Source organism: Candidatus Desulfolinea nitratireducens (assembly GCF_982879505.1).
Genome location: NZ_CEYOSI010000272.1, coordinates 1 through 4,050, shown reverse-complemented (window position 1 = coordinate 4,050; position 4,050 = coordinate 1). Strand labels below are relative to the sequence as shown.

Annotated in this window: 6 protein-coding genes; all 6 read left to right on the top strand. The window is 45.7% G+C overall.

Annotated features, from left to right (window positions below):
- The coding region (locus AC3DOM_RS16315) for a MogA/MoaB family molybdenum cofactor biosynthesis protein (protein WP_487920102.1) at positions 1–444 on the top strand (444 nt) is incomplete at its 5' end.
- A 68-nt stretch (positions 445–512) separates the two neighbouring features.
- Complete coding sequence (gene efp, locus AC3DOM_RS16310) at positions 513–1,070, top strand: elongation factor P (protein ID WP_487920101.1); 558 nt, start codon at positions 513–515, stop codon at positions 1,068–1,070.
- Positions 1,071–1,152: 82 nt separating this feature from the next.
- A complete protein-coding gene (locus tag AC3DOM_RS16305) occupies positions 1,153–1,488 on the top strand; it encodes a hypothetical protein (RefSeq protein ID WP_487920100.1) in 336 nt (111 codons plus the stop codon).
- The gene (locus AC3DOM_RS16300; RefSeq protein WP_487920099.1) at positions 1,485–2,705 is read left to right on the top strand and encodes a DinB family protein; all 1,221 of its coding nucleotides are present in this window, start codon (positions 1,485–1,487) and stop codon (positions 2,703–2,705) included. Before AC3DOM_RS16305 ends, AC3DOM_RS16300 begins: the two co-directional genes overlap by 4 nt.
- A gap of 12 nt (positions 2,706–2,717) precedes the next feature.
- Positions 2,718–3,734 carry a tetratricopeptide repeat protein gene (locus AC3DOM_RS16295; protein WP_487920098.1) on the top strand — a complete coding sequence of 339 codons (1,017 nt, stop codon included), beginning with the start codon at positions 2,718–2,720 and terminating at the stop codon, positions 3,732–3,734.
- A 9-nt stretch (positions 3,735–3,743) separates the two neighbouring features.
- The coding region (locus AC3DOM_RS16290; RefSeq protein ID WP_487920097.1) for a rhomboid family intramembrane serine protease at positions 3,744–4,050 on the top strand (307 nt) is incomplete at its 3' end.

Genomic DNA, 4,050 nt, shown 5'->3' with positions numbered 1-4,050 from the left:
TTATCTGGCCCGGTGTTGGTTGAAATCGTTCAGGCCCAGGGTTGGGATGTGGTTGAAAGCCTGATCGTTTCAGATGATCTGGACGTGTTACGCGACACGCTCATCCTTTGGGCAGATAGCAGTGATATGGATCTGATTTTGACCACCGGTGGGACAGGATTTTCCCCACGAGATATTACTCCAGAAGCAACCCGTTTTGTTGTGGACAAACTCGCCCCGGGATTGGCTGAAGCGATGCGTGCCACGAGCTTAGAAGTCACATCCCACGCGATGCTCTCAAGGGCCATCGCTGGAATTCGTGGACGGGTGCTGATTATCAACTTGCCGGGCAGTCCAAAAGCGGCACGTGAAAACCTGGAAGTTATCCTGCCAGTTTTGGGGCATGCTGTCCAACTTTTGACGGAAGACGCAGAAGCTGAGGTGGGACATTCATCCGAAATCTAATATTCAACATCTGTATCATGATGTTATAATCCCGCTGTTGAAATTTTATATTTGAAAGGTATATTTTTATGATTGATGCAAATTCATTACGAAAAGGTGTCATTTTTGATATGGATGGGAACCTTTTTAAAGTGAAAGACTACCACCACAACAAAACGGCAAGAGGTGGAGCAACCATCCGAATTAAGGCATTTAATTTACGAACCGGCGCAAATATTGAACAAACTTTCAATTCTGGTGAGCGCGTTCAAGACGTACGTCTTGATTATCATAAGGTGCAATATCTTTACAACGACGGTGATTTTTATTATTTTATGAATAATGAGACCTATGAGCAGCCTGCCATTAATGCATCTATGCTGGATGACGTGGTTGGTTTTTTAAAAGAAGGTCTGGCTGTCAAGTTGACATTTTTCGGTGATGAGCCTCTTGATGTTGAATTGCCGACCTCGGTTGAATTGGAAGTAGTTGAAGCTGAAATCGCTGTACGTGGTGATACAGCTACTGGTGTAACCAAAAAAGTCATATGTGAGACGGGCCTTGAGGTGCAGTCACCGAATTTTATCAACGTTGGCGATATCATCAAGGTTGATACCCGAACCGGTGAATACCTGACACGTGTCTAGCTATCACGCGCACATAATCTGATATTGAATGTTTTCTGTCCCCACCTAGGGGACAGTTTCATAACAAGATAGGATTGATGCAATGAAAACACCTGCTGGAACTGAATGCCCTCATTTTTACGGAGATTACCATCGTGGTCGAGATACCGAAGAGTGCCGTTTGTTGCAATCCTCCATTCCGCCGCAACCCTATACGACTGATCTCTGCGAAAAATGTCCTGTGCCAGGAATTTTACGCGCTAATGCCTGCACGGACATGCGCTTGAACGGTCATGTCACCCGTTCGATATTTGATCTATTCCAGCGCAGGGTCTATGTTACGGCCAGGTGTGAGAAAACATCTCAAAGGGTAGATAAGCCGGAAATTGGTTGTGGAGAGTGCCACCCATTGCCGCCCATCTTCGAGGTTAAAAAATGACCTTAACCCTGTTGCTCGATCTCGATGACACATTGATTGATTCCAATATGGATGAATTCATCCCGATATATTTTCATGCATTGGAAAAGGCGATGGGGGAATATGTTTCGCCTGATAAGATGTTGAAGTATCTTATGCTTGGAACGAATGAAATGATCGCGCACGATAGCCCGGATGAAACATTGGGGCAACTTTTTGATCGCAATTTTTATCCAAACCTTGGCGTGGATCGGAGCGTTCTTGATCCCAAAATTGCCCATTTCTACGATGAGATTTTTCCAACTTTTAAATATCTCACCAATGTGCGCCCCGATGCGGTGGACCTGGTCGAGTGGGCCTTTGGACAGGGATATCGGGTAGCTATCTCAACCAATCCGCTTTTCCCCAAAAAAGCGATCTATCATCGTTTGCGTTGGGCCGGGTTGGCGCCAGAAAAATATCCTTTCGATGTGATCTCTTCCTTCGAGAATTTCCATTTCAGCAAACCGAATCCGGCTTATCTGGCCGAGGTGCTGGGGCAGATGGGTTGGCCGGATGGTCCCGTCCTAGTCGTCGGAGATGATGCAGAGCGGGATATTCAGGCGGCCCATAAAATGGGTCTCTCCTCATTCTGGATAGCAGATAATGATGCCTCCCTGCCTTGTGGTTCTGAACCTGTCGCCGGGCGTGGCTCAATTGGGGATGTGCGCCCATGGTTGGAATCTGTCGACCAGAGTACCCTTCTTCCCCGGTATCAAACCCAAAGCGCGATCGCTGCGACGATGAAGTCCATCCCCGCTGTGCTGAAGGAGATCTTATCGCCTCTTCCGAAAGATGAGTGGAGTTTCTCTCCCACAACAGAAGAATGGTCTGTGGTTGAGATCGTAAGTCATATTCGGGATGTAGAGCGTGAGGTTAATTTGCCGCGAATCGAGGCGTTTTTGAATGACGATAATCCTTTTATTACAGCTGGAGATACAGATGCCTGGACTGTTGAGCGAGGCTATGCCCAGCAAGATGGCGATGCCGTCCTTACCAATTTTCTTGCTGCCCGCTTGGAAACCTTGAGTGTAGTGAGGGCATTAAAGGAAGAAGAGTGGCTGCGTTCGGGCCGCCATGCCATTTTTGGACCGATCACACTAGAGGAGCAACTTGGCTTTATGGCTGAGCACGACCGTGTTCACCTGAGGCAAATATTTGAGATCATCAGAAAAGACGAAAAAATTAAGTCTATTTAATATCGCTCAATTATGTCAGATAAAGATCGCATTAAATTTGCTATTGCCAAGGCAAAATCAGGGCACGAACTTGCTGCCCGCGATCTATTTCTGGATATTGTAAAAGATGATCCTGAAAACAAATTGGCATGGCTTTGGCTGGTTGGACTACTGGATGATACAGATGATCTGATTAATGCCTGTGAGCATATTTTGCGGATTGACCCTGCAGATGAAAGGGTGCGGCTCCGTCTTACTGACCTCCACCGACTGCGGGCATCAAATAGGGAAAAGTGGGCAAAAAGGGAAATTCAGAAGGTTAATCAATTATTGGATCTGGGGGAACAACAGCCAGCACTAATCCGATTGAGGGAAATCGTCAAAAATAATCACGTCTCAGAGGCAGCATGGATGTTGATCTTTGCGCACTCACCAGATCTGGATGAGCAAATATGGGCATTGACACATGCACTGGCCCTTGATCCAAAAAATGAGCAGAAACGGGAATCTTTGCGTCGATTGCGATATTTTCAAAAACATCCTTTTGAGCTGGCATCCAGTTTTGAGGAACGGGGTGAAATTGATCGGGCCATTAAACTTTACGAGCAACTGGCAGTCAAATCAAAGGGGAGAAAAGAATGGGATCATATATATCGAGAGATTAATCGGTTAGAAAATTTAAATGAGGAGAATATCGTCCATATATCTCCTGTGCTGACAACAACCCGTCTCACAGCAGGACCGCCTTTGCTCTTTCTTTTTTTGGTCATTATCCAAACCGGATATAATTTTCAATACTTCACACTGTTGATGGGAATAGAGTTGTTGTTGGTAATATTGGGGTCTTTTCTGTTGGCTTTGGCATCGACTGGTGCAGAGAATCGGCTGTGGAAACGGCTTGGTAATGCGGTCGGACGTGGTTCTTCACGGTGGCGTTATTTGCTTGGTGCAATCGGATTCACGATCATGGGTTTACCCTTTGTGCTTATTGCATATGAAGCCTTCGCTCGTTGGCCAACTGCTTTGGAATATTTAGAAACAACTTTTTAGGCAGGATATATGTTTCCAATTAACGATACCGAACCTAATCGCTATAGCGCATTTCCGATCATGACCCTGTCAATAATTTTTTTAAATACCGCGATTTTCATTATTTGGCCCCCACACATATATGGAGATATTTTCGAATGGGTCGCAACAGTTCCAACGATGGTTTTCTCTCGGATTGGGGGAGGTTTTCTGACTGGATTAACTTCGATGTTTTTACATGGTGGCTTATTCCATCTTTTTGGGAATATGTTTGGCTTGTGGGTTTTTTGCAGGCGCGTGGAAGATGCCTGCGGATACTGGCGCTTTCTGGCATTTT

Excerpts from the sequence above, each read along its gene's own strand:
- efp (WP_487920101.1), top strand. The coding sequence starts at position 513 with ATGATTGATGCAAATTCATTACGAAAAGGTGTCATTTTTGATATGGAT.
- AC3DOM_RS16305 (WP_487920100.1), top strand. The coding sequence starts at position 1,153 with ATGAAAACACCTGCTGGAACTGAATGCCCTCATTTTTACGGAGATTAC.
- AC3DOM_RS16300 (WP_487920099.1), top strand. The coding sequence starts at position 1,485 with ATGACCTTAACCCTGTTGCTCGATCTCGATGACACATTGATTGATTCC.
- AC3DOM_RS16295 (WP_487920098.1), top strand. The coding sequence starts at position 2,718 with ATGTCAGATAAAGATCGCATTAAATTTGCTATTGCCAAGGCAAAATCA.